Annotated in this window: 15 protein-coding genes; 7 read left to right on the top strand and 8 right to left on the bottom strand. The window is 72.8% G+C overall.

Translation table 11 applies throughout. The features are described from left to right. The first annotated feature begins 226 nt into the window (after positions 1-226). A complete protein-coding gene (locus ACFZA2_RS08025; RefSeq protein ID WP_391402966.1) occupies positions 227-1,237 on the top strand; it encodes an LLM class flavin-dependent oxidoreductase in 1,011 nt (336 codons plus the stop codon). A gap of 370 nt (positions 1,238-1,607) precedes the next feature. Here the strand turns inward: ACFZA2_RS08025 and ACFZA2_RS08020 are convergent, their stop codons facing one another. The 6 genes from ACFZA2_RS08020 to ACFZA2_RS07995 all read right to left on the bottom strand — a co-directional run bounded on the left by ACFZA2_RS08020 (position 1,608) and on the right by ACFZA2_RS07995 (position 9,512). Next, complete coding sequence (locus ACFZA2_RS08020; protein WP_391402963.1) at positions 1,608-2,792, bottom strand: PLP-dependent aminotransferase family protein; 1,185 nt, start codon at positions 2,790-2,792, stop codon at positions 1,608-1,610. Beyond that, on the bottom strand, positions 2,789-4,435 hold the full coding sequence (locus tag ACFZA2_RS08015) for a dipeptide ABC transporter ATP-binding protein (RefSeq protein WP_391402960.1): 1,647 nt from the start codon (positions 4,433-4,435) through the stop codon (positions 2,789-2,791). The genes ACFZA2_RS08020 and ACFZA2_RS08015 overlap by 4 nt, the downstream gene beginning before the upstream one ends. Further along, positions 4,432-5,328: an ABC transporter permease gene (locus tag ACFZA2_RS08010; protein WP_391402958.1), complete on the bottom strand. Its 897-nt coding sequence runs from the start codon at positions 5,326-5,328 to the stop codon at positions 4,432-4,434. Before ACFZA2_RS08010 ends, ACFZA2_RS08015 begins: the two co-directional genes overlap by 4 nt. Then, the gene (locus tag ACFZA2_RS08005) at positions 5,325-6,341 is read right to left on the bottom strand and encodes an ABC transporter permease (RefSeq protein ID WP_391402955.1); all 1,017 of its coding nucleotides are present in this window, start codon (positions 6,339-6,341) and stop codon (positions 5,325-5,327) included. Before ACFZA2_RS08005 ends, ACFZA2_RS08010 begins: the two co-directional genes overlap by 4 nt. Positions 6,342-6,407: 66 nt before the next feature. Continuing rightward, positions 6,408-8,054: an ABC transporter substrate-binding protein gene (locus tag ACFZA2_RS08000; RefSeq protein ID WP_391402952.1), complete on the bottom strand. Its 1,647-nt coding sequence runs from the start codon at positions 8,052-8,054 to the stop codon at positions 6,408-6,410. A gap of 42 nt (positions 8,055-8,096) precedes the next feature. Further along, on the bottom strand, positions 8,097-9,512 hold the full coding sequence (locus ACFZA2_RS07995) for an FAD-binding oxidoreductase (RefSeq protein WP_391402950.1): 1,416 nt from the start codon (positions 9,510-9,512) through the stop codon (positions 8,097-8,099). Positions 9,513-9,827: 315 nt separating this feature from the next. Here ACFZA2_RS07995 and ACFZA2_RS07990 point away from each other — a divergent pair, with 315 nt between their 5' ends. From ACFZA2_RS07990 to ACFZA2_RS07980, 3 genes are read left to right on the top strand one after another with little or no spacing between them, the layout of a single operon-like run. Then, a complete protein-coding gene (locus tag ACFZA2_RS07990) occupies positions 9,828-11,033 on the top strand; it encodes an LLM class flavin-dependent oxidoreductase (protein ID WP_391402947.1) in 1,206 nt (401 codons plus the stop codon). After that, on the top strand, positions 11,030-12,382 hold the full coding sequence (locus tag ACFZA2_RS07985) for an NtaA/DmoA family FMN-dependent monooxygenase (RefSeq protein ID WP_391402945.1): 1,353 nt from the start codon (positions 11,030-11,032) through the stop codon (positions 12,380-12,382). The genes ACFZA2_RS07990 and ACFZA2_RS07985 overlap by 4 nt, the downstream gene beginning before the upstream one ends. Beyond that, entirely contained in the window at positions 12,379-14,265 is a 1,887-nt protein-coding gene (locus tag ACFZA2_RS07980) for an FAD/NAD(P)-binding protein (protein ID WP_391402942.1), read from the top strand. The genes ACFZA2_RS07985 and ACFZA2_RS07980 overlap by 4 nt, the downstream gene beginning before the upstream one ends. 216 nt (positions 14,266-14,481) lie before the next feature. On the opposite strand, the gene ACFZA2_RS07975 is transcribed toward ACFZA2_RS07980, so the two are convergent. Next, positions 14,482-15,504 carry a methylenetetrahydrofolate reductase C-terminal domain-containing protein gene (locus tag ACFZA2_RS07975; protein WP_391402939.1) on the bottom strand — a complete coding sequence of 341 codons (1,023 nt, stop codon included), beginning with the start codon at positions 15,502-15,504 and terminating at the stop codon, positions 14,482-14,484. A 108-nt stretch (positions 15,505-15,612) separates the two neighbouring features. On the opposite strand from ACFZA2_RS07975, the gene ACFZA2_RS07970 reads away from it, so the two are divergent. The 3 genes from ACFZA2_RS07970 (at position 15,613) to ACFZA2_RS07960 (ending at position 20,169) form a co-directional block, all read left to right on the top strand. Further along, the gene (locus tag ACFZA2_RS07970; RefSeq protein ID WP_391402936.1) at positions 15,613-16,227 is read left to right on the top strand and encodes a pyridoxal 5'-phosphate synthase; all 615 of its coding nucleotides are present in this window, start codon (positions 15,613-15,615) and stop codon (positions 16,225-16,227) included. 2 nt (positions 16,228-16,229) lie between these two features. After that, positions 16,230-17,063 carry an FAD binding domain-containing protein gene (locus ACFZA2_RS07965; RefSeq protein ID WP_391402933.1) on the top strand — a complete coding sequence of 278 codons (834 nt, stop codon included), beginning with the start codon at positions 16,230-16,232 and terminating at the stop codon, positions 17,061-17,063. Positions 17,064-17,148: 85 nt separating this feature from the next. Further along, a complete protein-coding gene (locus ACFZA2_RS07960; RefSeq protein WP_391402931.1) occupies positions 17,149-20,169 on the top strand; it encodes a molybdopterin-dependent oxidoreductase in 3,021 nt (1,006 codons plus the stop codon). 222 nt (positions 20,170-20,391) lie between these two features. On the opposite strand, the gene ACFZA2_RS07955 is transcribed toward ACFZA2_RS07960, so the two are convergent. After that, the gene (locus ACFZA2_RS07955; protein ID WP_391402928.1) at positions 20,392-21,249 is read right to left on the bottom strand and encodes a PhzF family phenazine biosynthesis protein; all 858 of its coding nucleotides are present in this window, start codon (positions 21,247-21,249) and stop codon (positions 20,392-20,394) included. Positions 21,250-21,395 lie beyond the last annotated feature (146 nt).

Raw genomic sequence — 21,395 nt, 5'->3', positions numbered from 1 at the left:
GGGATCGCGGGGATCGTCGCCGACTCTGACGCGCTCGTGAGCCGACCCGCGCACAGCGGACCCTGAAACGAGAGCCCCCATAGGGGACCACGTCGGCTCACCCCGGCCGTTCCGCACAGCGGGCAGCGACGCGGGTGAAATGTGACGGTCGATGACGTGTCACGCCGCGTGACCGCCCGTGACGGCGGGACGCCCGTGCGCATGACTCCGCGGCTACCGTTTCGGCATGACCCGCCGCCTGCGTTCCCTCGGCTTCCTCACCATCGGCCTGTTCGACCGCGACGACCCGCGCACCGGACACGAGACGACGCTGTCGGTCATCGAGCGGGGCGAAGACCTCGGCTTCGACAGCGCGTGGCTGCGCGATCGGCACCTGCAGTACGGCATCTCCTCTCCGGTCGCCGTGCTCGCCGCGGCGACTCAGCGCACGAGCCGCATCCGTCTGGGAACCGCGGTCATCCCGCTCGGGTGGGAGAACCCGCTGCGGCTGGCCGAGGATCTCGCCACCGTCGACGTCCTCTCGGGTGGGCGCCTGGAGCCGGGTTTCTCGGTGGGCCCTCCCCCGCGTCTCGACGATGTCGCCGCCGCCCTGTACCCCGACACCGTCGAGCACGAGGAGTTCGGGTACGAACGCCTCGCGCGGTTGCGCCGCTTCGTCTCCGGCGATCCCGTCAGCACCCGCGCCGGCATCGAGGGGATCGAGGAGTTCTCCGAGCGCGTCGAGCCGCACTCCCCCGGCCTCGCCGAACGCCTCTGGTACGGGGCGGGAAGCGCTCGGTCGGCCGTCTGGGCGGCCGAGAACGGCTTCCACCTGCTGACCAGCAGCGTCGTGCAGGCGGGCGAGAGCACCGACTTCGACCAGGAGCAGCACGCGCAGATCCGGCTGTACCGTGAGTCGCATCCCGCGGGCGAGCACGCCCGCGTCTCGCAGGGACTCGTCGTCATCCCCACCGACTCGGCGACTCCCGAACAGCGCCGGCGCTACGAGGCCTATGCCGATGCGCGGCGTGGGCGGGTCGGCATCCCCCAGGGCCCGCGCGGGCTGCTCTTCGCCGAGGACCTCGTCGGCACCGCGGAGCAGATCGCGGAGCGTCTGCTGTCGTCGCGGGCGTTCCCCGAGGTCGAGGAGGTGGCCTTCGCGCTGCCGTTCGACTTCGCGGCCGATGACTACGCGCAGATCCTGGACGACATCGCGGGGCGTCTCGGGCCGCTGCTGGGATGGGCGCCTGCCACCTGACGCCCGTCGCGGCCTGCGGTCAGCGATCTGCGCAGCCTCCGTCCGCATCCCCGCGACGGGACTGAGCCCGCGCAGATCGCTGAGCTTGCGCACATCGCTAAGGCTGCGGAGATCGCGGATGCGGCGCAGATCGCTGAGCCTGCGCAGATCGCTGAGCCTGCGCGGACACCAGGAGCCGCGACCTCGGAGAACGGCCCCGCCTCCGTCCGCATCGCCCCGATCGGGCTGATCATGCGCAGATCCCCGACCCGGCGCCGTTCACAGTGCCCGTGCACAACGCGCGAGTCCGCGCCCCCTCGCGGGCGCGAGTCCGCACCGACGCGAGTCCGCAGCACCGCGTCCGCGAGTCCGGTCGGTCCCGCCGCGCGCCTCAGCGCTGCCGCGCCACCGCCCGCTCCAACCGCGCCGCCGCCTCACGCAGACGCTCCTCGTCGACGTCGCCGTAAGCGAGGCGCAGGTGCCGGTCGGCATCCGTCCCCGGCCCCGAGGGGAAGAACGAGCCGCGCTGGTACTCCACGCCCTCGGCGCTCGCGTCGGCGGCGAGGCGGTCGGCATCCACCCGGTCGTCGACGAGTCGCGGCCAGAGGAACAGTCCGCCGTCGGGCACCGTGACGTCGAAGGAGCCGGATGCCGAGAGCTCCTCGGCCAGCGTGTGCGCCCGCGACCGGTACAACGAACGCGCACTCGCGAGCACCCGGTCGAAGAGCCCCGCGTCGCTCGTCAGCAGCTCGGCGACCACGGCCTGCACAAGGGTCGACGAGTGCGAATCCTGGCGACTGCGCAGGGCCACGGCATCCGGGACCAGACGCTCGGGGAGCACGACCCAGCCCAGGCGCAGACCCGGGCCGAGGGTCTTGGTGAAGGTGTTGACGTGGATGACGTGGTCGGAGTCGTGGAATGGAGCGAGCGACTCGGGCTCGCCGTGGAAGCGCAGTTCGCGGTAGGGGTCGTCGGCGAAGACGACGAAGCCGTACTTCTCGGCCAGGTCGACCAGCTCGCGGCGGCGGGCCGTGGGCAGCGACGACTGCGACGGGTTGTGGAACTCGGGCACCGTGTAGACCGCGGCGGGCCGGGCTCCGGCGCGCAACTCCGCGGCGAGCGCATCGACGTCGAGCCCCTCGGCCCCCACGCGGATGGGCAGCACGCGCGCGTCGGCGAGCTCGAGCCCGCGCAGGAACAGCGGGAACACCGGGTTGTCGACCGCGACGAGGTCGCCGCGCTCCAGCACCGTCTGCACCGCGATGGCGAGCCCGTGGAATCCGCCGTTGGTGATCAGCACCCGCTCCACCGCCACGCCCTCGTGGGCGGCGATCCACTCGCGCAGCGCCGGGATGCCCTCGGTCCGCGAGTACTGCAGCGAGGGCGCGCCGGGCCGGGCGAGCACGCGGGCCGTGGCCTCGGCGAGTTCGGCGGTCGGCAGCACGGACGGATCCGGGATGCCGCCGAGCAGCTCGATCGCATCGGGACGGCGATCGCGCAGGGTCTGGTCGCCGAATCCCTTCGGCGCGCTGAAGGCCCGGACGAGCGTGGGACGGGAGGGGGCGAGAACGGTCATCGGGAGCTCCGGAGATCGGGGGACGGGATCGCGTCGACGAGGGCGCGCGTGTACTCCTCGCGGGGGTGCGAGAGCACGTCGGCCACGCGCCCGGCCTCGACCACGCGTCCGCCCTGGAGCACGGAGACGGTGTCGGCGATCTGCCGCACGAGCGCCAGGTCGTGCGAGACGAACAGGTAGGTGAGACCGCGCTCGCGCTGCAGGCGGCGGAGGACGTCGAACACCCCCGCCTGCACGGTGACGTCGAGGGCTGAGGTCGGCTCGTCGAGCACGATGACGTCGGGCTCGAGCACCAGGGCGCGCGCGATCGCGACGCGCTGACGTTGGCCGCCCGACAGCGCGTCGGGGCGGCGGCGAGCGAGCTGCGGCGGCAGGCCCACGGCATCCAGGGCTTCGGCGACCTTGGCGGACCTCTCGGCGCGCGTGCCGACGCGATACCGGTCGAGCGGTTCGCGGATGATCCGCCCGACGCTCCACGTGGGATCGAGGGAGGTGAAGGGGTTCTGGTACACGAGCTGGAGGTGACGACGGATGCCGCGAAGCTCCGCCTCGGTGCGCCCGGTCACCGCCGCGCCGTCGACGAGGATCTCGCCGGAGTCCGGGGTCTCGAGCCCCAGCAGTAGGCGCACAGTGGTGGTCTTCCCCGAACCCGACTCGCCCACGAGCGAGTGGGTCGTGCCCGGCGGGACGCGGAACGAGACCCCGGCCACGGCGGCTCGAGCGGTGCCGTCGACGACGAAGCTCTTCGAGATCTCGCGCACCTCGATGCGGGCGGCGGTGGTGTCGGTGGTCCACGCGTCGACCCCGCGCCCGTCGGCGTGACGGTAGCGGTCGGGGTTGAGGGCCGGGGCGTCGGCCTGCAGCTGCCGGGTGTACGCCGAGGTCGGCGCGGCGAAGATGTCTCGGGTGGCGCCCGCCTCCTGGACCCGCCCGCCCTTGAGCACCACGATCTCGTCGGTGCGCTCGGCCGCGATCGCGAGATCGTGGGTGATCAGCAGCAGACCGATTCCGAGTTCGCCGCGCAGCTCGTCGAGGAGGTCGAGGATGCGCTTCTGGATCGTGACGTCGAGGGCGCTCGTCGGCTCGTCCGCCACGAGCAGTTCGGGCCGCGGCAGCACCGCGAGGCCGATCAGCACGCGCTGCAGCATGCCGCCGGAGAGCTGGTGCGGGTAGGAGTCGTAGACGCGGGCCGGGTCGGGCAGACCCACCCGGGCGAAGATGTCGAGGACCGCCGCGCGGCGGTCGGGGGCGCCGGTCAGCGCCGCCGCCTCGAGCGCCTGCGCGCCGACCGTGCGCACGGGGTTGAGCGCGTGCGACGGGTCCTGCGGGACGAAGCCGATGCGGCGGCCGCGGAACGGCCGGAACCGCGCCTCGGAGAGCCCCAGCACCTCGTCGCCGGCGAACTCCACGCGCCCGCTCGCCCGACCGGTGCCGCGAGGCAGCAGCCGCAGCACCGACCGTGCGATCGTCGACTTCCCCGACCCGGATTCGCCGATGAGCGCGAGGCTCCCGCCGCGGGGGATCGCGAACGACACGTCGTGCACCACGGGGGTGCGCCCGTACGCGACCGAGAGGTTCTGCACGTGCAGCAGGGGCGCGGGCGTCGTGCCCGCCGTCTCGCGGAGGGGAAGGGCGGTGGTCATGACGTCCTCCTCAGCCACCGGCTGATGCGGTTGATCGAGAGCACAGTGGCCACGGTCGCCAGGGCCGGCCACACGACGAGCCACGGCGCGCGCGGGTAGTCCTTGCCCGCCGAGATGAGCAGACCCCAGTCGGATGCCGGGGGCGGCGCGCCGTAGCCGAGGAAGGCGAGCCCCGCGATGACGAGGATCGACAGCCCGAACTGCAGCACGGCGAGCGGGATGAGCGAGCGCGAGGCATTGGGGAGCACGTGCCGGAACAGCACGTGCAGGGTCGACCCGCCCTGCAGTCGCGCCGCCTCGACGAACACCGAGGAGCGCACGCGCAGCACCTCGGACCGCATGACCCGGGCGAACACCGCCACGGCCGAGACGCCCGTCGCGATCGCGGCGTTGATCGTCTGGAAGCCGAGCGAGCTGACGATGACGACCGCGAGCAGGAACGCGGGGATCGCGAGCAGCACGTCGACGAAGCGAGCGAGCACGGTGTCGGTCCACGAGCCGAGGAACCCGGCGAGCAGGCCGATGAGACCCCCGACGACGACCCCGATCGCCACGGCGACCAGGGCGCTCGTCACCGACGACTGCGCGCCGAAGACGATGCGGGCGAACAGGTCGCGCCCGAGGTGATCGGTGCCTAGCAGGTGCGCCGCGCTCGGGGGCTGCAGCTTGTCGGCGGGCACGCCCTGCGCCGGATTCTGTGCGGTGAAGAGCCCCGGCGCGAGCGAGAACGCCACGACCACGGCGACGACCGCGAACGAAACGATCACGTCGATCGGTACGGAGAGACGGATGCCACGGATGCGGGCGAGCGGCCCGCCCGGCGCCGATCCCGGCGACGGGTCGGCCGCGGGCGGCACCGGGGCCGCGACCGGGGACAGGGGTGCGGCGGTCATACGATGCTCACCTCCTCGCGGAGCAGGGGCGCGGGGTCGTCGGCCGCGGGGGCGGCGACGGTGCGCCCGCGCGAGCCGATCGACACCCGCGGGTCGAGGAGCGGGTAGGCCAGGTCGGCGACGAGGTTGACCACGACGAACACGATCGCCGCGAGAGAGACCACCGCCTGCAGCACCGGAAGGTCCTGGCTCGCGACGGCCTGCTCGACGAGGGTCCCGATGCCGACGCGACCGAAGATCGCCTCCGTGATGAGCGCGCCGCCCAGCAGCTCGCCGACGATCAGCGCGAGCACGGTCACCGTCGGCAGCGCGGAGGGCTTCACGAGGTGACGCAGGAACAGCGCCCCCTGCCCGAGGCCGCGCGAGCGGGCCACCGCGACGTACTCCTGCCGCGACTCGTGGTCGAGCGAGGCGATGAGCACCTCGGCGAGCTGCGCCGAGACCGGGATGCCGAGAGCCACGGCCGCGAAGAACGTTCCCCAGGGCGTCTCGGTGTCGATCATGCTGAACAGCCCGAGCCCGAAGGCGAACACGTGGATCAGCAGCAGGCCGATCACGAAGTTCGGCACGGACAGGAAAAGCGAAGGGAGCGAGCGCAGCACTCCCTGACCGAACCGGGGCGGGAGGAACTGGGTGCCGTACGCGATCGCGACGGCCAGCACCACGGCGACCAGCAGGGCAGCCCCCGCGAGGCTGAGCGTCGAGCCGAGTGCGTCGGCCACGAGGGTTCCGACGGGCAGGTTCGATCGCAGGGAGACGCCGAGGTCCCCCACCACGAAGCGTCCGAGCGACGACCCGAGCTGCACCCACCACGGCTGGTCGAGGCCGTAATACGCCACGATGCGGGCGATGTCGTCTTCGGTGAAGCCGTTGTCGGGGTTGCGCAGGGTGCTCGTGATCGGGTCGCCGGGCAGGATGCTGATCACGAAGAACGTGAACAGGTACGCCAGCAGCACGACGACGAGCGCCTGGCCCGTGCGCCGCAGCGCGAAGCGGCCGTAGATCCGCAGCATGCTCTCTCCTTTCGTTCGCGAGGGGCCGGGAGGGGTGGATGCCGCGCACCCACCCCTCCTCGGACGTCAGCGATTGAGCCAGGCGTCCAGGTAGTACGCGTAAGCGAGGCCGTTGTAGCTGACGCCGCTGACTTCGGGTGCCTGCACGTACACGCGCTGCACGATCTGGGTGAGCGGCACGAAGTAGCCCTGCTGCAGCACGTACCCCTGCAGCTCGTCGGCGACCTTCGCGCGGGCGTCGCGGTCGGTCGCCGTGGCGATCCGGGTCGACAGGTCGTTGAGCGTGGCATCCGAGGTGCCGACCCTGAACCAGTCCTCGTCGCCCTTCTTCTGCGAGGTCAGGACGCCGGCCACTGTCCCGACGTCGACGAAGCTGCGGGTGATCTCGTTCGCGGGGACCGCGGCGTTGCCGATGACCTTCTGCCCGTAGGTCGGAACGTCGTAGGTCTCGAGGTTCACCTCGAAGCCGAGGTTCGTCAGCTGCTGATCGACGAGCTCATCGACGGACTGCGACGCCTGGAGGTAGGGGTTGGGGTAGAGCGTGAACGACAGCTTCTGGCCGTTCTTCGTGCGGACGCCGTCGGCGCCCTTCGTCCAGCCCGCCTCGTCGAGCAGGGCCGCGGCCCTGTCGGGGTCGTACGCGAAGTCGGCCGTGTGGTCGGTGGCCTCGGGCACCGTGCTCTGGAACAGCGACTCGGCCGCGAACCAGTCGGGGGTGTAGACCGTCGAGAGGATCTCGTCGCGGTCGATGCCGTGCTGGACGGCCTGGCGCACCTTGATGTCGTCGAAGGGGGCGACGGACGTGTTCAGCGCGTACCCGTTCACGAACCCGAGGTAACGCGGCGTCTCGACGGTCAGACCCTCCTGCTTCAACGCCTCCAGGTCTTGCGGGCTGGCGTTGTACGCCACCTGCGCCTGGCCGGACTCGACCGAGGCGGTGCGCAGGGTGGGCTCGGCGACCTGCTTGTAGGTGATCGTGTCGAGGTAGGCCGCGCCCTGGTGGCCGACGGCCTCGGGGCCCCAGTCGTAGTCGTCGCGCTTCTTCAGCACGACGCTGTCGCCCTCGGCGACCTTCTCGACGACGAACGGGCCGCTGCCGATGTCTTTCGTGAGATCGGCCTGCTGGGCGGCGGGGAGGGCGAGGGTCGCGGGCGAGATGAGGATCGAGCCGTGGTAGGCCAGGGTCGGGATGAAGCTCAGGGTCGGCGCCGAGAACGACACCGTCACCGTCGTGGCATCCACCGCTTCGGCGCCCACGTATTTCGCCGAGGGGAACAGGCCGATGCGGTTGATGCCGTCGTCGGGGCGCCCCTTGGCCCAGATGTCGATGTTCGCGACGACCGCGGCGGCATCCAGGGGCGTGCCGTCCGAGAAGGTGACGCCGTCCTTGAGGTGCAGGGTGTACTGCGTCTTGTCGGCGTTCTCGTCCCAGCTCTCGGCGATCCACGGGCTGAGGGTGCCCTCGGCGTCGACGTAGATCAGCTTGTCGGTGAGGTTGCCCCAGATCTGGCCCTGGTAGCTCGAGATCGCGCTGTTGTTCGGGATCCAGGTCGCGCCGAGCGAGTCGATCAGGAAGACGAGGTCACCGCCGGGCTTCGGCGTGGAGCCTCCGGCCGGGCCGGCTGCGGTGCCGGCGCCGCATCCGCTGAGCAGGACGGCCCCGACGGTGAGGGCGGAGGCGACGCCGAGGAGGCGTCGGAAGCGAGAGGTCATGAGGGTCCTTGTGCTGTGGGGAGGTGCTGTGGGGAACGGGTTTCAGAGGGCTTTGCCGGGATTGAAGAGCCCGGTGGGATCGAGTGCGTCCTTGATCGCGAGCTGGGCGACGCGCACGCGCGCGGCGAGTTCCTCGGCGGCGAGCTCGCGCTTGACCGTGCCGATGCCGTGCTCACCGCTGACCGTGCCGCCGACGGCGAGGGCCGCGCGGACGAGGTCGTCGGCCGCGTCGTGCAGGACCGCGGGCACGGTGGCGGGGTCGGCGCCGGCGGGAATGGGCAGGGTGATGACGGGATGCAGGTTGCCGTCCCCCGCGTGCGCGACGGCGCTCACGGCCACGCCGTAGCGCTCCTCGAGGGCGGGGAAGACCGCGAAGACCTCGGCGATGCGCGACTTCGGTACGGCGACATCTCCACCGACGAACCACGAGTCGTCGTCGAACCGGCGCCCGGACCGTCGCAGCTCCCAGAGCGCCTCGGCATCCGTGTCGCTCTCGACGCGCACGCGAGCGCCGGCGCTCTCGAGGGCGACGGTGAGCTCGGCGGTCTGCTCGTCGATACCGAAGCCGTCGAGTTCGATGAGCAGCAGGGCGGCGCCCCGGGCGCGGAGTCCCGAGTCCTGCGCGGCGTCGATGCCGACGAGGGTGGGCTCGTCGAGGAACTCGATGACGCTCGGGCGCACGCGCGACGCGGTGATGGCGCCGATGCCGGCGGCCCCCGCCGCGGCGGAGTCGAAGAACGCCGTCACCGTGCGGCGGGCGACGGGGAGGGGGCGGATGCGAACGGTCGCGCCGACGACGATGCCGAGGACTCCCTCGGATCCGACGAAGAGGGAGACGATATCGAGGCCGGTCACGCCCTTGATCGAGCGGTGGCCGATCGAGACGAGGCTCCCGTCGGCGAGGACGACGTCGAGGGCGAGCACCGACTCGCGGGTGACGCCGTACTTGGCGCAGCGCAGGCCCCCGGCGTTGGTGGCGATGTTGCCGCCGATGGTCGAGATGCGCCAGCTCGCGGGGTCGGGGGCGTAGAACAGGCCGAGAGGTTCGAGATGGTCGTTGAGCGCCGCATTGAGGACGCCGGGTTCGACGACCGCGACCTCGTCGGCGGGCGAGATCTCGACGATCCGGTTCAGACGGTCCGTCGACACCACGAGCTGATCACGGGTCGCCGAGGCTCCTCCCGACAACCCGCTGCCGGCGCCGCGCGGAACGATGCTCACCCCGTGCCGCCCGGCGAGCTGCACGAGCTGCTGCACCTCGGAGACGGTGGAGGGGAAGGCGACCGCGGGCCCGTCCTCGTCCGCCTCGCCGTGACGGGGAGCGGTTCCGGCGTCGAAGGCGAAGGAGGCCGTCGCGGCCGAGGGCGCGCGCACGTCGAGGTGCGGGGCGACCTCGCGCACGGCGTCGAGCAGGGCGGGCAGACCGGTGAGCGGGGCGACGACGACGGAAGTGCTCATGGGCGAACCACTCTCCGGGATGCGATGGGCGACGGGACTCCGGCCGAAGGTAGGCCCCGGAGCCGCCGCCCTCACCTCGGCCGAAACGGGCCGTAGCGCCCCGTCACCGTCGGAAACGCGGCGTCGCGCGGCGTCACAGACCACTCCGAGGAGTGCGTCGTCCGGCGGGAAGCGCTAGGTTCCGCGGCCTCGTCCGCGAACGTGTCGCTGCGAGGCGTTGCGTTACGTCACCGATTGAGGCCCGCGCCACCCTCGCGCGACAGTGAAGACGATCCGCCGCCCACTGACCCGCCGCCCGCAGAACAAGGAGCCTCGATGCCGGACCGCATCCATCTCGCCGTCGCCCTGGACGGGGCCGGCTGGCATCCCGCCGCCTGGCGCGAGCCCGGCGCCCGCCCCACCGCGCTGACCTCGGCCGCGTATTGGCGTGACCTGATCCGCACCGCCGAAGGCGCCGGGGTGCTCTTCGCCACGATCGAGGATGCGCTCAGCCTCGGCGGCCGTTCGAGCGAACCGGATGCCGAGACGCGGCGCGACCGCGTCCGCGGGCGCCTCGACGCGGTGCTGCTGGCGTCGTTCCTGGCCCCGGTCACGGGCCGGATCGGCCTCGTGCCCACGGTGACGACCGCGCACCCGGAGCCCTTCCACGTCGCGACCGGGCTGCAGACGCTCGATCACGCGAGCCGCGGACGCGGGGGCGTGCGGCTCGTGGCCGGATCGACGGAGCAGGAGCGAGCCAACTTCGGACGCCGCACCGGCGGCCCTGCGGGTCTGCCCGCGTCGGGTCGGGTCGAGGACGACCCGGCGCTGCTGGCCGCGTTCCGCGAGGCGGGCGAGGTCGCCGAGGTGATCCGCCGGCTCGCCGACTCGTGGGAGGACGAGGCGATCGTGCGCGACCTCGAGACGGGCAGGTTCCTCGACCGCGACCGCGTGCACAACATCGACTACGCGGGCGAGTTCTTCTCGATCACCGGCGCCTCGATCGTGCCGCGCTCCCCGCAGGGCCAGCCGCTGATCACCGCCCTCGCGCACCAGAGCGTGCCCTACCGCTTCGCCGCGGAGCACGCCGACCTGGTGTTCGTCACCCCCTCCGACGCGGCGTCGGCGACCGGCATCCTCGATGAGCTGCGGGATGCCGCGGACGCGGTGCGCACGCTCGACGAGCCGCTGCGCGTGTTCGCCGATGTGCTCGTGCTCGTCGAGGAGACGCGCGAGGCCGCCGCCGTCGTGTGGGACCGCCTGCAGGATCGGGCGACGCTCACCACCGACGCCCGCGTGGTCGTCGGCACCGCCGACGATGTCGTGGACGAGCTGCGGGCCCTGGCCGCGGCCGGGGTCGACGGCATCCGCCTGCGTCCGGCCCGCCTGCCCGCCGACCTCGAGGCGATCGCCGAACGGGTCGTCCCGCGAGCGGCGGAGGTCGGAATCCTGCGGCCCGACGACGGAGCGGCGACGCTGCGCGAACGTCTCGGACTCCCCCGCCCCGCCAGTCGCTACGCCCGTCAGGAGGTCGGCGCATGACCCGTCGGCAGATCCACCTCGCCGCCCACTTCCCCGGTGTGAACAACACCACGGTGTGGACCGACCCGGCCGCGGGCAGCCAGATCGATTTCTCGTCGTTCGAGTACTTCGCCCGCACCGCCGAGCGCGGCCTGTTCGACTACCTCTTCCTCGCCGAGGGGCTCCGCCTGCGCGAGCACCGCGGGCAGCTGCACGACCTCGACGTCGCCGGGCGCCCGAACACCCTCGCGATCCTCACGGCGCTGGCCGCGGTCACCGAGCACATCGGGCTCGTCGGCACGCTCAACACCACCTTCAACGAACCGTACGAGCTCGCGCGTCAGCTCGGCACCCTCGACCTGTTGTCGAACGGCCGTGCCGGATGGAATGCCGTGACCAGCTCCGACGCCTTCCACGGCGCCAACTTCCGCCGCGGCGGCTACCTCGACCACGCCGACCGCTACGTGCGGGCCTCGGAGTTCGCCGAGCTGTCGAAGGCGCTGTGGTCGTCGTGGCGCGACGACGCGATCGAGGCGGATGCCGAGACCGGGACGTTCCTGCGGGCCGGGGCGATCGCGCGGGTGCGGCACGCCTCGCGCCTGTTCGACGTGGACGCCGTGTTCGACGTGCCCCGCTCGCCGCAGGGGCGGCCGGTCATCGTGCAGGCGGGCGACTCGGCCGACGGTCGTGACTTCGCCACCGCGCACGCGGACGTCATCTTCTCGCTGCACACGGAGTTCGCCGACGCGCAGCAGTTCTACCGAGACGTGAAGGGGCGGCTGGCCGCGCACGGCCGCGACGAGGACTCCCTGAAGATCCTGCCCGCCGCGACCTTCGTGCTCGGCGACACCGCCGCGCAGGCCCGCGAGCGCTCGCGCGAGATCGCCCTCGCCCAGGTGCGCCCGCAGACGGCGATCACCTATCTCGAGCAGATCTGGAACCGCGACCTCAGCGGCTACGACGCCGACGGGCCTCTCCCCGACATCGAGCCCGACACGGGCGTCGAGACCGCACAGGGCTTCGCGGGCCGGCACGCCGCGATCCGCGCCCGGGTCGGGCAGTTGCGCGAGCAGGCGGCGGCCGAGAACCTCAGCATCCGCGAGCTCGTCATCCGCCTGACCGCGAACCACACCTTCGTCGGGACGCCGGAGCACGTGGCATCCGAGATCGACCGCTACGTGCAGGAGCGGGCGACCGACGGGTTCACCGTGGTCGGACACGTCACCCCGCACGGCCTCGACGAGTTCGCCGACCGGGTCGTGCCGCTGCTGCAGGAGCGGGGCTCGTACCGCCGCTCGTACGACGAGGGGGCGACGCTGCACGACCTGCTGGGGCTGCCGGCGGTTCGCGAACGGGTCACCGCGCCGTGAGCGACCTCGTGATCGTCGGGGCGGGACCGCGGGCGGTGATGCTCGTGGAGCGCCTGCTCGCACGGCGCACGCGCGCCACGACCGCGCCCCTGCGCATCACGCTCGTCGACCCGTTCCCGCCCGGGGGCGGCCGCATCTGGCGGTACGAACAGTCACCGCTGCTGAAGCTCAACTCCATGGCGCGCGACGTGACGGTTTTCACCGACGACAGCTGCGTGATCTCCGGTCCGGTGCGCTCGGGCCCCTCCCTCATCGAGTGGGCGGAGCGCGTGCGCGACGGGCGCCTGCCCGATGTGCGGATCGACGATCCCGCGCTGACCGACGAGGTGCACGGGCTGCGCGGCGACAGCTTCCCGACGCGCCGCCTGCAGAGCCTGTACCTCGACTGGTTCTGGCGCCGCACGGTCGCCATCGCCCCGCCCGGTGTCGAGGTGCGATGGCATCCGGGCAGCGTGCAGTGGGTCGACGACACCCCCGAAGGGTGGGAGGTCGCACTCGCCGACGGCACGCGCTTGAGCGCCGACGTCGTCGTCTACGCGGTCGGACACAACGGACGCGAGCCCGAGGGCACCGCCCTCGACGTGAGCGCCGCAGCCGCCGCCGCCGGTTTCGTCTACCTCGAGCCGGCCTTCACCGCCGACGCCGACCTGTCGCGCCTCGCACCCGGCACCGACGTCATCGTGCGGGGGATGGGACTGGCATCGGTGGATGCCGTCGTGCTCCTGACCCAGGGACGCGGGGGCCGCTTCTCGCGCCGCGCCGACGGGAAGCTCGCCTACACCGCCTCGGGGCGCGAGCCGCGTCTGCACCTCGGGTCGCGGCGCGGAGTCCCGTACCGGTCGAAGGTGGCGTCGCAGGTGCAGGGCGATGCTCCCGAGCGCGAGGTGCTCACGCCCGCGGCCATCGCCGAGCTGCTGGATCGACCGGGCAGTATCGACTTCCTCGACGACGTGTGGCCGCTCATCGCGCGGGAGCTCGTGTGGGGGCACTATCGCGAGCTCTTCACCGGGCATCCCGAACGGGTCGGCACCACGTGGGAGGCGTTCCGCGCGACGCTGCGGGCCGTCGACGGCGACACGGCGGCGCTGCGTCGCGCCGTCGCCGAGGTGGTGCCGGATCCCCTCGACCGTTTCGACGTGCGCGCCCTCGACGTCCCGCTGGGCGAGGAGACCTTCCTCGACGAGCGGGCGGTGCACGCGCGCGTCCGCCGCCACATCGCCGACGACCTGCTGCTGCGCACCTCGGCGGAGCACAGTACGACGCAGGCGCTGTTCCTCACGATCCTCGAGTCGTTCCTCGCGCTCGGCGACATCCCGGTCGATCGATGGAGCGCACGCTCGCGCGCGGTCGACCTGCCCGTCACCTGGCACACGTTCTTCAGCTACGTGGCGTCGGGACCGCCACCGCACCGGTTGGAGGAGCTGCTCGCGCTCGCCGACGCGGGCGTCGTGCGCTTCCTCGGCCCCGACCTGGCGGTGCACCTCGACCCGCCCCGGGGCTTCGTCGCGACCTCCCCCCGCCGCGGGGGCGAGGTCGTCGCCGCCGCTCTCATCGACGCCTGGCTGCCCGCACCCGCGGCGGCCGCGAGCGACAACCCGGCGCTGCGCGAGCTCGCGACCCGGCACGGGCGGGAGGTGCACGTGTCCGACGAGCAGTTCGCAGGCTCCCTCGGCCGCATCGACGTCGACCCCGACGGGCGGGTGGTCTCACGCGACGGCTCGGCGCACGCGACGCTGTTCGCCGTAGGCCCGTTCACCGCGGGTCTCGAGGCGGGGGCGTTCACCCGACCGAACTCCAACGCCCTCTCGCTGCGCCATACCGACCGTGTGGCGGGGGCGGTGACCGCGGCTCTGCAGGCGCGGGTCGGCGCGTTCTCGCGCTGAGCGGGGGCGGGGGCGGGGGCTTCGCCACGCGGCACGCGAGCCGGGGGCAGACTCACGCAACCTCAGCGATCCGCACGACCTCAGCCCGGTCGGCATCCACACGGCTGAGGGTGCGCAGATCACTGAGGCTATGCGGGGGCATCCGCCCCGCGCCCGCGCCCCGCGAGGCCCTCGATCACCGGCCGGGCGACCTCAGCGATCCCGGCAAGAACGCCGTCAGCGCAGGCGCCGCACGATCTCGGCGAGAGCCTCGGCGAACGACTCCTCGGCGCCCTCGCGTCCGCCCGACAGGTTGACGCCGACGACGCCGGGGAGCGCGAGCATCTCCTGCGCCATCGCCACCGCGAGGGCGACCCCCTCGGCGCGCGGGTCGCGGGACCGGCGCACGCGCGCGAGGAACCCCTCGGGCAGCACGAGCGTCGTGAACGACTCCAGCAGATCGGCCGACGCGTGGTCGACCACCACGGGCACGCAGGGGATGAAGCGGATGCCGTCCCCGACCTCGTCGATGAAACGGCGCACGGGCTCCGCCCCTCCGGCGTGGTTGACGAAGCACACGTCGGCTCCGGCGCGGAGCTTCTCGCGCAGCCGCGCCGCGCGCCGGTCGACGGGAGGGGCGGCCGGAGAGGCGGCGACCGACACGACGTGCCCGGCGGCGCGGGCCAGGGCGGCGGCCTCGGTGGAGTCGAGGTCGAACACGGGTGCGGCGTCGGGGCGATGGCCCGTCTGCGTGTGATCGCCCGTCACGCAGTGCACCCCGGCGACGCCCTCGACCGCGAGGGCGGCGAGCTCGCCCTCGATCGCCACCCGGTTGCGGTCGCGCATGTTGAGCCCCGTCCACACGCGCAGGCCGCGCCGCTGCAGCAGGTGCGCGCGGTACGCGGGAGGGAACTGCACCCGGGCGCTTCCCGCGTCGCCGGCCAGGACGGCATCCACTTCTCCCGTGAGAATTCCGGCGCACGCGTCGATGGATGCCACGCTCAGCGCCCGCGCCGGCAGATCGGCCACGATCCAGGGGCGCGTGCCGAGGGCGTCGAGGGTCGCGATCGCGGCGGCGGTGCGCGGGGCGGGCCGTACCGCCGTGGTGCGGTCCAGGCCCGTCCACGGCACGGTCGGACGGTGGACGAACGCGCAGCGGTGCGCCGCGTCGACCTCGCAGGAGCCGTCGAAGCCGACCCCGCCGCACGGGCCGTACTGCATGCGTTTGGGGCACGAGTCGATGAGGGGCAGCACGCTCATGCGGGGAGTGTACGAACGCCGTGTTTCGACGAATGTTCATGGCGGCAACATCGCCGAAACGCGCGCTGCCTACGCTCGTCGATACCCCCAGCATCCCCGGAGGTCGCCATGATCACGGCCGGCACCACGTTCGGTTCCGACGTCGACGACGTCGACACGCTCGTCGACGATCCGCTGACGCTGCTCGTGCGCTGGCTGCCGCCGCACGACAGCGAGCTCCGCCCCCTCGCCGCGCTGGCGACGATGGGCCGCGACGGCCTGCCCTCGCTGCGGCACGTGCTGGTCAGCGATCGCGACCTCACCGGGCTGTACTTCCACACCGACGCCGCGAGCCCGAAGGTCGCGCAAATCGCGGCGAACCCCGTCGCGGCCATGTCGGTCGCCTGGCCGGACGTGGGGCGTCAGCTCGTCGTGCGGGGGATCGTCGAGCGGGTCAGCACCGCCGACGCCGCCGAGGTGTACCGTCGGCGCTCGCGCTACCTGCAGCTGCTCGCGTGGCTGAACACCGACGAGAACGCCCACCTGCACGTCCTCGAACGCCGGCACCTGTGGGCGGAGTTCGACGCCGCGCACCCCGAGCTCGACCCACCGGAGCGATGGGTGGGCTTCCGCGTGCGCCCCGTGACGCTCACGTTCTGGAGGGGCGACGCCCTCGGGCAGAGCACGCGCCAGCACTACGCGCTCGCCGACGGGCGCTGGACCGGCCGGATCCTGGCGGGCTGAGCATGGACATCACCAGCGTCACCTCGTACCGCGTGGCCCGGACGCGCGCCGATCTCGCGCTGCGCGACGGCGAGGTCGTCATCGCCGGCGGCACGTGGCTCATGAGCGAGCCGCAGCCGGGCACCACCGGCTTCGTCGATCTGACCGGCCTCGACTGGCCCGACCTCGAAGCGACCGACGAGGGCCTGCGGATCGGTGCGACCTGCACCATCGCGCGCCTGCTGGCGTGGGTCGAGCACGAGGCCCCGCCCGCGTGGACCTCCCTCGCCCTCGCCCGCCCCGCCGCCGACGCCCTGCTGGCGTCGTTCAAGATCTGGAACACCGCGACCGTCGGCGGCAACGTCTGCCAGGCGTTCGCGGCCGGTGCGATGATCGCGCTGCTGTCGACCCTGGATGCCACGGCACTGGTGTGGACGCCCGACGGCGGCGAGCGCCGCATCGCGGTGGCCGACCTCGTCGTCGACAACGCCGCGACCTCGCTCGCGCCGGGAGAGGTCGTGCGCGCCCTCGACATCCCGCTGCGTGCTCTCACCGCCCAGGTCGGCCTGCGCAAGATCGCCCTCGCCGAGCTCGGCCGCTCCGGCGCGGTGGTCACCGCGCGCGTCGATCCCGACGGATCGAGCGTGTTCGTCGTGACGGCGGCGGTGCGCCGCCCGCGCGTGCTGCGCTTCGCACGGGTGCCGGGAGCCGGGGAACTGCGGGATGCCGTGGCCGGCGCCACCGACTTCTACACCGACCCGCTCGGCAGCGCCGATTGGCGCCGCGGAGTGAGCATCGTGCTCGCCGAGCGCCTGCGCGCGGAGTTCCAGCGCGAGCCGCAGCGGGGTGCGGCATGACGGCGGCATCCCTCCCGGGCCGAGGGGGAGCGCACCCGTCCGCCGCGCCGAGGGGCCGGGCGACGACCGCCGGGGAGGCAGCCGGATGAGGTTCCACGTCAACGGCTCCCCCGTCGAGGTGGAGCCGCGGGCCGGTCAGTGCGCCCGCACACTGCTGCGCGAGACGGGGCACGTCGAGGTCAAGAAGGGGTGCGACGCCGGAGACTGCGGCGCCTGCTCCGTGCTGCTCGACGGCACGCCCACCCACTCGTGCATCGTGCCCGCCGTGCGCCTCGAGGGGCGTGCGGTCACCACTGCCGCGGGCCTCGCCCCCGGCGACGCCCTGCACCCCGTGCAGGAGGCGCTCGCGAGCGGCTTCGGGTTCCAGTGCGGCTTCTGCTCTCCCGGCATGAGCGTCACGGCATCCACCCTCACCGCCGACGACCTCGACGACCTCGACCGCCGCATGAAGGGCAACCTGTGCCGGTGCACCGGGTACCGCCCGATCCGCGAAGCCATCCGGGCCTCGGTGCTCGGTCCGGTGCGCGAGACCGGGAGCGGGGCGGACGCGGGCGGGGCGGACACCGACGCCGGCGCGTGCGGCGCGGGCTGCGGCGGTCATTCCGGCGCCGCGGCGGCAGCCGGATCCGCTCCCGCGGGGAGCACAACTCCTGCAGAACAGCGCAGCCTGCTGTCCTCCGCCCGCGGGCGGCCCGATCTGCAGGAGTCGTGCGCGCCCGCCGCCTCCCCCACCGCGGGCGTCGGCACCTCGGTCATCCCCGAGGCGGCGCGCCGCATCGTGCAGGGACGCGAACCGTTCACCCTCGACGAGCCCGTGCCCGGCGGCCCCGCCCTCGTGCTGCGGGTCGTGACCTCCCCGCACGCCCACGCCCGCGTGCGCGCGATCGACACGTCGGAGGCGCTTGCGGTACCGGGGGTCGTCGCCGTGTTCACCCACGCCGACGTGCCCGACGTGCGCTACTCCACGGGCCGGCACGAGCACCGCACCGACGACCCCGACGACACCCGCATGCTCGACGACGTCGTGCGCCACGTCGGCCAGCGCGTGGTCGCTGTCGTCGCCGAGACGGCGGAGGCGGCGGATGCCGGCTGCCGCGCGGTGCGCATCGACTACGACGTGCTGCCCGCCGTCTTCGATCCCGAGCAGGCCCGGCGCCCCGGGGCGCCCCTGCTGCACCCCGACCGCACCCCCGCGGACCGCGTGATGGATGCCGGACGCAACGTCGTGGCCGGGTTCCACACCGGGCACGGCGGCGACATCGACGCCGCCCTCGCGACCAGTCACGCGACGGTGACCGGCGAGTGGCGCTCCTCGCGCGTCACGCACGCGGCGCTCGAGACGCACGCGGCCGTGGGGTGGCTCGACGACGACGGGCGCCTCGTCATCCGCTCATCGACGCAGGTGCCGTTCCTCGCCCGCAACGAGCTCGCGCATGTCTTCGGCCTCGAGCGCGACCGCGTGCGCGTCTACGCCACGCGGGTCGGCGGTGGCTTCGGGGGCAAGCAGGAGCTCCTCACCGAAGACCTCACGGCCCTGGCCGTGCTCAAGCTCGGGCGCCCGGTGGCGTACGAGTTCTCGCGCACCGACCAGTTCGTGCGGGCGTCGCTGCGGCATCCGATGCGCGTGCGCGCGTCGCTGGGGGCGGATGCCGCGGGGCGGCTGACCGCGATGAAGATCGACGTGCTGAGCGACACCGGCGCCTACGGCAACCACGCGATCGGTGTGCTGTTCCACTCGTGCGCGGAGTCGACGACCCTCTACCGGGTTCCGGCGAAGTGGATCGACGCCGAAGCGGTCTATACCAACAACCCGCCGTCGGGGGCGTTCCGCGGATACGGTCTCGGACAGGTGGTGTTCGCCGTCGAATCGGCGATGGACGCCCTCGCCCAGGAACTCGACATCGACCCCTTCGACCTGCGCCGCATCAACGCCGTGCGCGAGGGCGATCCGCTGCACCCCGACGACGGCGAGACGCACGAGGAAGACCTGATCTGGGGAAGTTACGGCCTCGACCAGTGCCTCGACCTGGCGCAGGACGCGCTGCGCCGCGGCAACGGCGTCGAGGCACCCGAGGGGTGGCTCGTCGGCGAGGGCATGGCGACGGCGATGATCGCCACGATGGCGCCGCGCGGCCACATCGCCCACACCACCGCCACCCTGCGCGGCGACGGCACGTACCTGCTGCGCGTGGGCACGGCCGAGTTCGGCAACGGCACCTCGACCGTGCACCGGCAGATCGCCGCGACCGTGCTCGACGCCGCTCCCGAGCGCCTCGAGCTGTGGGCCGCCGACACCGACGCCGTCCGCCACGACACCGGGGCCTTCGCCTCGGCCGGCACCGTGGTCGCGGGCAAGGCCCTCTTCGGCGCCTGCACGGCGCTGCGGCGGCGGATGGTCGACATCGCCCGGGAACTCGCGACCGGAGATGCCGCTGAACTCGCGGTCGCGGCATCCGCCGTCGGGTCGAGGACGCCGATCGGACGCCCCGCGGCGGCATACGGGGATGACGCGCCCCTCGCGGACTCGGCATCCGGGAGGGACGACGTGGAGCTCACGGCATCCGGGATCCGGGTGGGCCGAGAGGTCGTCTCGTGGGGACGGATCGTCGCGGCCGGGGGCGGGGACGAGCTCACCGCGGACGGCGCGGAGTTCGGCGACCTGCGCTCTCTCGCCTTCAACGTGCACGCGGCCCGGGTCGCGGTGGACCCCGAGACGGGGACCGTGAAGGTGCTGCAGTCGATCCAGTCGGCCGACGCCGGGGTCGTCATCAACCCTGCGCAGTGCCGCGGGCAGATCGAGGGCGGGGCCGCGCAGGCGCTCGGCGGAGCACTGTACGAGGAGGTGCTCCTCGAGGACGGCGTGGTGCAGAATCCGGTGTTCCGCACCTACCGGGTTCCGCAATTCGCCGACGTGCCCGACACCGAGGTGTATTTCGCCGAGACCGATGACACCCTCGGACCCTTCGGCGCGAAGTCGATGAGCGAGTCGCCGTACAACCCGGTGGGCGCGGCGATCGGCAACGCCGTCTCGCGCGCGCTCGGTCGTCGCGGCTACGAGCTGCCGTTCTCGCGTGATCGGGTGTGGCGTCTGGCGGGCGGGAAATGATCGGGGTTTCCTCCCCCGGCGGCGTCCGCTAGGCCCCTAGCGAAGGGGTTTGGGGCGCGTTTCGTCGTTCGGGGCGGGAAAATTCACGCCCCGAGCGGAAGAACCCGCCCCAAACGAGGTGAAGGTGCAGCCGGCGAGGCCGTCTCCGGGCTTGGGGCGCATCGTGTCGTTCGGGGCGGACGACTCGCGCCCCGAACGACGGAATGCGCCCCGAACCACGCGTCACAGGGGCGTCGCGGTTCCCCGCACGAGAATGCCTCCGGATGCCGGGACCTCGACCTCGAGCACGCTCGGTCGCCCGATATGCCGACCTTGAAGCACCGTGAAGGCGAACGGCGCGGTGAGGCCGCCCTGCTCGCGCAGGTACGCGCCCAGCGAGGCGGCGGCGGAACCGGTCGCGGGATCCTCGGTGATCTCGCCGACGGGGAAGAGATTGCGCGCCTCGGCGACGAGGCCGTCGACGAGGTCGCCCCCGATGTGGACCGTGATGACGGTGCCCTTCCATCCGCGCTCGTCCATGAGCGTGCGAAGTTCCGCGGGATCGAAAGTGAACGCGTCGAACGTCTCACGAGAGGCGATCGCGACCACCGGGTGCAGGTTGCCGGCGAACGCCTGGGCGAGCGGCATCCGCTCATCGAGGTCGTCGGAGCGCAGACCCAGGATGCCCAGCAGGCGGTCGGCGACCTCCGGATCGAGCGCCTCGAGGTGCGGCTCGACGCTGCGGAAGCCGGCGGTCACACGGCCCTCGGCGTCGCGCTCGGTCGACGTCTCGACGACGCCGGCCGCGGTCTCGAACGTGAACGGGCCGACACCCTCGGCCTCGGCGAGCGCGACGGCGGTCGCGATCGTGGCGTGCCCGCAGAAGGGCACCTCGGCTCCCGGCGAGAAGTACCGCACGGCGACCCGGCGGCCGTCGCGCTGCCCCACGAACGCCGTCTCGGGGTGGCCGAGGTCGATCGCGATCCGCTGCATCTGCGCGGTATCGAGGTCCACGGCATCCGGAACCACTCCCGCCGGATTGCCTCCGCCCGGCCCCGCGGCGAAGGCGAGCAGTTCGAGGATCTCGGGAGCGGAAGTCATGCGTCCATTCTCGCGGTGCGACTGCGGGTTCTCGATGGGCTCACCCTGCAAGACCGGCTGGAGCGCTGTTCCTCGGTCGCGACGGGGCCGCCGCGGGGCCACTTCTGTCGACCCTCCGGCTACCGCACCGCACGCAACGCGCCCCG

It is taken from the genome of Microbacterium sp. NPDC007973 (assembly GCF_042958465.1).
Lineage (GTDB): Bacteria > Actinomycetota > Actinomycetes > Actinomycetales > Microbacteriaceae > Microbacterium > Microbacterium galbum.
Note: the sequence above shows the minus strand (reverse complement) of the source record. Positions and strands in the feature narration are given on the sequence as shown.

Coding starts and splice junctions, on each gene's coding strand:
- ACFZA2_RS08025 (WP_391402966.1), top strand. CDS start 227: ATGACCCGCCGCCTGCGTTCCCTCGGCTTCCTCACCATCGGCCTGTTC.
- ACFZA2_RS08020 (WP_391402963.1), bottom strand. CDS start 2,792: ATGACCGTTCTCGCCCCCTCCCGTCCCACGCTCGTCCGGGCCTTCAGC.
- ACFZA2_RS08015 (WP_391402960.1), bottom strand. CDS start 4,435: ATGACCACCGCCCTTCCCCTCCGCGAGACGGCGGGCACGACGCCCGCG.
- ACFZA2_RS08010 (WP_391402958.1), bottom strand. CDS start 5,328: ATGACCGCCGCACCCCTGTCCCCGGTCGCGGCCCCGGTGCCGCCCGCG.
- ACFZA2_RS08005 (WP_391402955.1), bottom strand. CDS start 6,341: ATGCTGCGGATCTACGGCCGCTTCGCGCTGCGGCGCACGGGCCAGGCG.
- ACFZA2_RS08000 (WP_391402952.1), bottom strand. CDS start 8,054: ATGACCTCTCGCTTCCGACGCCTCCTCGGCGTCGCCTCCGCCCTCACC.
- ACFZA2_RS07995 (WP_391402950.1), bottom strand. CDS start 9,512: ATGAGCACTTCCGTCGTCGTCGCCCCGCTCACCGGTCTGCCCGCCCTG.
- ACFZA2_RS07990 (WP_391402947.1), top strand. CDS start 9,828: ATGCCGGACCGCATCCATCTCGCCGTCGCCCTGGACGGGGCCGGCTGG.
- ACFZA2_RS07985 (WP_391402945.1), top strand. CDS start 11,030: ATGACCCGTCGGCAGATCCACCTCGCCGCCCACTTCCCCGGTGTGAAC.
- ACFZA2_RS07975 (WP_391402939.1), bottom strand. CDS start 15,504: ATGAGCGTGCTGCCCCTCATCGACTCGTGCCCCAAACGCATGCAGTAC.
- ACFZA2_RS07970 (WP_391402936.1), top strand. CDS start 15,613: ATGATCACGGCCGGCACCACGTTCGGTTCCGACGTCGACGACGTCGAC.
- ACFZA2_RS07965 (WP_391402933.1), top strand. CDS start 16,230: ATGGACATCACCAGCGTCACCTCGTACCGCGTGGCCCGGACGCGCGCC.
- ACFZA2_RS07960 (WP_391402931.1), top strand. CDS start 17,149: ATGAGGTTCCACGTCAACGGCTCCCCCGTCGAGGTGGAGCCGCGGGCC.
- ACFZA2_RS07955 (WP_391402928.1), bottom strand. CDS start 21,249: ATGACTTCCGCTCCCGAGATCCTCGAACTGCTCGCCTTCGCCGCGGGG.